The sequence below is a fragment of the Novosphingobium guangzhouense genome (assembly GCF_002896965.1).
Lineage (GTDB): Bacteria > Pseudomonadota > Alphaproteobacteria > Sphingomonadales > Sphingomonadaceae > Novosphingobium > Novosphingobium guangzhouense.
Genome location: NZ_LYMM01000091.1, coordinates 1 through 6,034, shown reverse-complemented (window position 1 = coordinate 6,034; position 6,034 = coordinate 1). Strand labels below are relative to the sequence as shown.

The window sequence follows — 6,034 nt, the reverse complement described above, 5'->3', positions numbered from 1 at the left end:
GCCTTACGACATCCCTTGTGGCAGCCTCGCCGGTTACTTTCCTGAGCTCAATCCTCTCGTACCGCTGGATCATCATGATCGCTTGTCGAAGACTCCTGCAGCAAAGGGCATTCCGGTCCAGATCCGACCAGGCTGATCGCGCGTCCGATGTAAGGGTTGTAAGGATCAGGTGGTTACGTCACTGAGGACCCGCAGGGCCATCGCACCTTCGCGTCGATTGGCTAGCCATCCCTGGCCGGTCTTTGTTGACGACCGCAGGAGATCGCTGACCCCGTCCGATCGGCGCTAACGATCGAAGAATCCATGCTTGGGCACATGACATTTCGTTTCTGCATGGAACTGCGATCTCGGCATTTCATTAGGCGGGCGATGCCTGATGATTTGCCTCTTGATGCCCCTGTCGCGCTCGTCGTTCACAATGCTGATGCCGGAACCGATCCGGTCCCGCGCGCGGAGATCGAAGCGGTTATCCGCGCTGCCGGAATACGCACGCGTTATTGCGCGCATGGCGAGGATGACCTTGAGGGTGCGCTTGCTTCCTCCTTTGACCTGATTGTGTGTGCAGGGGGCGACGGCACGTTGGCCCATATTGCGTCCAGCCTTGGTAATACCGAGCGCCCCATTGGCGTTCTGCCGCTGGGCGGCTCCAACAACATTGCTCATGCCCTGGGAGTCGAGGGGGACTGGCGCGACCTCCCGCGTCAATGGTCGCTCAGCCGTTGGACAAAGCTGGATCGTTGCGAGGCCGATGGTCCGTGGGGGCGGCATGGTTTTGTCGAGGCGGTGGGGGCAGGATCGCTGACGCAGTCGTTCGAACATGTAGACGACGAACCCGGCACACCATCCGAGAAACGAAGCAATGGCCGCAAGGCATTTCGCACTGCGCTCGAATACGCAGAACCGTTCCCCTGCCGCATTGAAGCCGGAGATTGGAACTGGGAGGGTGTTTGCCTGATGGTTGAGATTATGAGCATTCCATACGCTGGGCCCCGTCTCCGGCTTGCCGCCGATGGCGATCCGGCCGACGGACTATTCGACATCGTGTTGGTCAGACTGGAGGACCGGATTGAAATGCTGGGCTGGTGCGAAGCGCCCGACGATGCTCCCTGCCCGATCGAGACCCGGCGCGCATCAATGGTCAAGCTGAGTGTGAACGACCGCCCCCTCAGGCTGGACGACAGATCGCCCGATGACCGCTTGTCTGGTGTCGTCACTGTCCGCTTCCGGCCGCAGCCCGTGCGGATCCTCGTACCAGGCGAATGTAGAACGCAGGAGAAGGCCTAATGGCCGACTTGCTCGACGACGGACTGCTCTCGGAACTGGAAACGATCGCGGTCGAACTCGCGCGTCTCGGTGGGCATGAGATTCGCGCCGCCCTCGGCAAGATGCAGGAAGTCCATTACAAGGGGATAGAGGCCGATCCATCGTACTTCACTGATCCGGTGTCCGACGTCGATGCTCGCGTCGAGCAGATGATCCGCGAACGCCTCGCTCAAAGCTTTCCCGACCATGACATCATCGGCGAGGAAATTGATCATCGGCCCGGTCGGGGCCATGACTTCGTCTGGGCGGTCGATCCCATCGACGGCACGGCCAACTTCATCAACGGCTTCCCACTCTTCGCATCTTCCGTCGGGCTCCTGTATCGCGGTAGTCCGGTAGTGGGGGCCTTGTGGTGCAGCACAAGCCATGCTCTCGACGCCGGGATCTACCATGCCGTAGTCGGGCGGGACCTGCGCTTCAACGCAGCGCCATTCACGCCTTCGCGCAGCCCGCTTGTTCGCAGGCGATTGGGCGGTGAGCCGCACGCTGCGCGCCAGCGCCTTAGCTGGGACGGTCGCAAGACCGGGTCAGCCGCGATCGAGTGCGCCTTCGTTGCAGCGGGCCTTCTCGACATGGCATGGTTCGAACGGCCCAACATCTGGGACGTCGCTGGCGGCCTCGCACTCGTACAGGCAAGTGGCGGGCAAGTGATCGAGCGCTGCGGCGAAGCATGGTGCGATTTTAGCGGCTTTACTCAGGACGGGCATGATCCTGCAACATGGAACAGGCCGATAGCGCTCGGCAGGACGCAGACGTTGGACGAGTTCGTCGTTTCCTGACGAATGGCACCTTTCGTGGGTCCGACGTTTTGGAACTGACATTCTCCTAACGGCCAATCTTGGGCATCCAGAATGGAAAAGTTGGCCGCCGCACCTGCGTGCAAAATCGGCGGCGGAACAGTCTCGATGGGGAGGTTGGGTGATTGGTGAGCAGATGCCTCGTAACGGGCATGGGCGCTCTCTTCCTTGCTTCATCACACCCAGCGCGCATACTGTAGAAGCCCATGAAAGTTGAAGCAATCGGATTGCATGCGGCCCGCCAGGTAGCCCTTGCCGCACAAGGTTTTGGACAGAAACGTCCAGATCGTCCGACGTCAGGCCATTTGCGACGGACGCTAGACCGTCTGCAACTACATCAGATCGACAGTGTTAACGTGCTTACGCGAGCACATTATCTGCCGGCGTTTTCTCGTCTGGGTGGCTATGACAGGGGTGATCTAGACCGGCTCGCCTGGGGACCGAAGCGGCAGCGAAAGCTTTTTGAATATTGGGCGCACGAGGCGTCTTTGCTGCCATTCGAGATTCATCCCCTCCTGCGCTGGCGCATGGCAGCAGCGGATCGCGGCGAGGCAGGTTGGACATGGATGCGCCACTGCGCGACGGAAGGTCGCGCTGAAGCCATGGCAATTCTCGCACGCATCCGCTCCGATGGCCCCATGTCAGCCGCCGACTTCGAAACTCACAAAGGGCAATCCGGCTGGTGGGAGTGGAGTGACACCAAGCGCGCGCTGGAATGGCTTTTCTGGGCAGGGCACATTACCACGGCCACGCGCCGTCGCGGTTTTGAGCGGGTCTATGATCTGCCTGAACGGGTGCTACCCGCTGATGTGCTTACCCTTCCAACGCCAACTGACGGCGCGGCACACCAAGCATTGATCGAGCGCGCTGCGAAAGCCCATGGCATCGCCACAGATAAGGAATTGCGCGACTATTTCCGTCAGTCTCCGGCGCAGGCGCGCCCTGCCATCGCAGCGCTCGCGGAAGACGGCATTTTGATCCCTGTCGCCTTGGAGGGAAAGCTGCATGCCTGGCTGCATCGCGATGCCCGACGACCGCGCCGCATCGATGCTCGGGCGTTGCTGGTCCCCTTCGACCCTCTGATTTGGGAGAGGGACCGGACCGAACGACTGTTCGGTTTTCGCTATCGCATCGAAATCTACGTTCCTGCACAAAAGCGCCAATATGGCTACTACGTCCTGCCGTTCCTGCTGGGTGACCGATTGGTGGCTCGCGTTGATCTCAAGGCGGACAGAACCGCATCGACGCTGCTGGTCCGCTCAATCCACGTGGAATCCGATGCCCCAGATCATACCCACGATGCTTCATATGTGGAATTGCGGGCAATGGCGGATTGGCTGGGGCTCGCCGAAGTAAGGGTTGGGTGATGCCGCGGCCGGGCCAGGTCGCGTGACTGCGTTCAAAGGACGCAGACCATCCCTCTCGTGACCTGCGTGCTTCCGCCGTTTGCACAGGCTTGTCCCCATACTGGACGTGAAGACCGATTCAAAGCGGTTGACCGCCACCTGTCTGAGGTGAGAACATAAAAGGAACAAATCCGAGTCAGCGAAGTCACCATGCAACCCGTTTCCTCCCTTGTGCATCCAAGCATTGATGCCCTGCGCGCCTTGGCGACGCCGATTACCGATCATCGGATCATGCCCTTCGGCGTGAAGACGCTGGATACCCGACTGAGCTCTGGTGGTCTGCGCGTCGGGGCGCTGCACGAGGCAGCTGCGCTAAGCTGCTCGCTGGTCGATGACGCAGCAGCCACGCTGTTCCTTGCAGGTATCGCCGCGCGCGAAGCCCGCTCTGCCGCCGCGCCGGTCCTGTGGGTCAGCTGCCGCAACGACCTCTACGCACCCGGCCTCGAACAGGCAGGGTTAGCTTCCGCCGACGTCATTCATGCGCAGCCGCGCGACGATGCAGCATTACTCGCCGTCGTCGAAGATGCGGTGCGCGATGGAACGCCTGCTGCTGTCGTCGCCGAGGCCAGCAAGGTCTCGATGGTGGCCACCCGCCGCCTGCAGCTTGCCGCCGCCGAGGCCGACATCCCGGTCCTCCTGTTGCGGCGTCACCGCGGCCGGGATCGTGACCCGCTTGCCGAGACTTCCGCAGCTTGGACCCGCTGGCGCATTTCCAGTGCGCCATCACAGCGGCTCGGCGTCGCCGGCGTCGGCCGCCCGCGCTGGCTGGTCGAACTCGCCCGCCAGCGCGGCGGCGAGGGCTTTTCCCTGATCGTGGAGGGATGCGATGCGACGGGTCGTCTCGCTGTTCCTGCCGTTCCTGGCCATCGAACGGCTGAGACGGCAGGACCGGTTCGCCGCGCCGCGGCCTGAGCCGCGCGCACTCCAGCTTCCCGTCGACGACAATCCCGGTGCCTGCTCGGTCCCTCGCGGGGGCGGATGGCGGCCGGGTGCGCGCTGGGCACGCGAACGGAAGAACGCAGAAGGGCAGGGCGTCGTCAGGACCGAGGACCGCACACGCCGGGATGTCGAGCGCGAGATCGCGGCGTTGCCGTTGCATGCCAAGCCGCCGATGCGCGAACTGGGGCGACGCTCCGAATCGGCAGAGCATCCGTTCAAACGGATGGCCTCGTCAGCAGTGTCGGAACAGTTGCACGACGCGCCGCAGGTCGCGGTCGCTCCGCTGGCGCTCATCGGCAAGGTCGGCCGCCGCGACGAGATCGTTTCGGCCTGTCCGGCGGCGAGAGCATTGGGCATCCATGTCGGCATGGCGGCAACCCATGCCCGCGCCCTCGTATCCGATCTCGACTTCCGCGCAGCGGAGCCCGAGGCCGACACGGCACTGCTCGATCGCCTGGCCCTGTTCGGCATCCGCCGCTGGTCGCCGATCGTCGCGGTCTCGCCGCCCGACGGGATCTGGCTGGACCTGACCGGCGCTGCGCACCTGCATGGCGGGGAGGAGCGTTTCTGCCAGCGGCTGCAGGCCTTCTGCCGCCGAGCAGGGTTCACGGCGCGCATTGCGATCGCGGATACGCCGGGCGCCGCGCATGCGCTGGCCCGCTACGGCCGCGATGACATCGCCATCATCCCACAGGGCGGCTTGCTAACGGCCCTGTCACCGCTTCCGGTCGCCGCGCTCCGCCTCGAAAGCGGCGCTCTCGTTGCCGCGCGCAAGTTCGGCTTCGAGACGATCGCCGACCTGCTGCCCGTCGCGCGCGGGCCCTTGGCACGCAGGCTGGGTCTGGCCGCCATCGACCGGCTCGACCAGGCGCTGGGCGGCAAGGCCGAGCCGATCACGCCGCGCGAGGATATCGTCACACCGGCGGTCGAGCGTCGGCTGCTCGAACCGATCGGCACCGCCGAAGCGATTGGTCAGGTCATGCACGACCTGTTGAAGGATCTTGCCGAGGTTCTCCAGAGAAGGGGGCTGGGTGCGCGCTCGCTGCGCCTCTGCGCCTTGCGGATCGATGGCGGCGAGCAGGTGGTGGCGATCGGCACTTCCCGGCCGAGCCGTGAAGTGCCGCACCTGCTGCGGCTGCTGAAGCTGCGGATCGAGCGCATCGATCCCGGCATGGGTCTTGAACAGTTCCGGCTGCTGGCGCCGCATACCGAGCCGCTTGACGCCGAGAACCTGGGGGCGATCCTCACTGGGGAAAGTACTGTGCGCGATCCAGCCCGGCTTGTGGACGTCGTGGCGGGCAGGATCGGACCGGGCGCGGTTTTCCGCATTGCGCCGGTCGAGAGCCATGTGCCTGAACGTGCCATAAGGCCGACCAGCCCAATCGAGACCGCCGGTTCCTGGCCTGCCTGGCAGCGGCCGGTGAGGCTGTTCGCACGGCCTGAGCCTTTGTCGCGCGTGATCGCGCTGTTGCCCGATCAGCCGCCCAAGCGCTTCGAGTGGCGAGGCCGGTCCTACAAGGTCGTGGCCGGCGACGGGCCGGAGCGCATCCATGGCGAATGGTGGCGGCG

Annotated in this window: 5 protein-coding genes; all 5 read left to right on the top strand. The window is 64.0% G+C overall.

What is annotated here, in order from left to right:
- The first annotated feature begins 315 nt into the window (after positions 1-315).
- Positions 316-1,284 (top strand): diacylglycerol/lipid kinase family protein, encoded by a 969-nt coding sequence (locus A8V01_RS25755; RefSeq protein WP_245892836.1) that lies wholly within the window; start codon positions 316-318, stop codon positions 1,282-1,284.
- Entirely contained in the window at positions 1,284-2,102 is an 819-nt protein-coding gene (locus A8V01_RS25750; protein ID WP_103099105.1) for an inositol monophosphatase family protein, read from the top strand. The genes A8V01_RS25755 and A8V01_RS25750 overlap by 1 nt, the downstream gene beginning before the upstream one ends.
- Positions 2,103-2,326: 224 nt before the next feature.
- Entirely contained in the window at positions 2,327-3,487 is a 1,161-nt protein-coding gene (locus A8V01_RS25745; protein ID WP_103099104.1) for a winged helix-turn-helix domain-containing protein, read from the top strand.
- Positions 3,488-3,676: 189 nt separating this feature from the next.
- On the top strand, positions 3,677-4,438 hold the full coding sequence (locus tag A8V01_RS25740; protein WP_211295206.1) for an ImuA family protein: 762 nt from the start codon (positions 3,677-3,679) through the stop codon (positions 4,436-4,438).
- A partial coding sequence (locus A8V01_RS25735; RefSeq protein ID WP_245892835.1) for a Y-family DNA polymerase occupies positions 4,353-6,034 on the top strand: 1,682 nt, incomplete at its 3' end. The genes A8V01_RS25740 and A8V01_RS25735, both read left to right, overlap by 86 nt.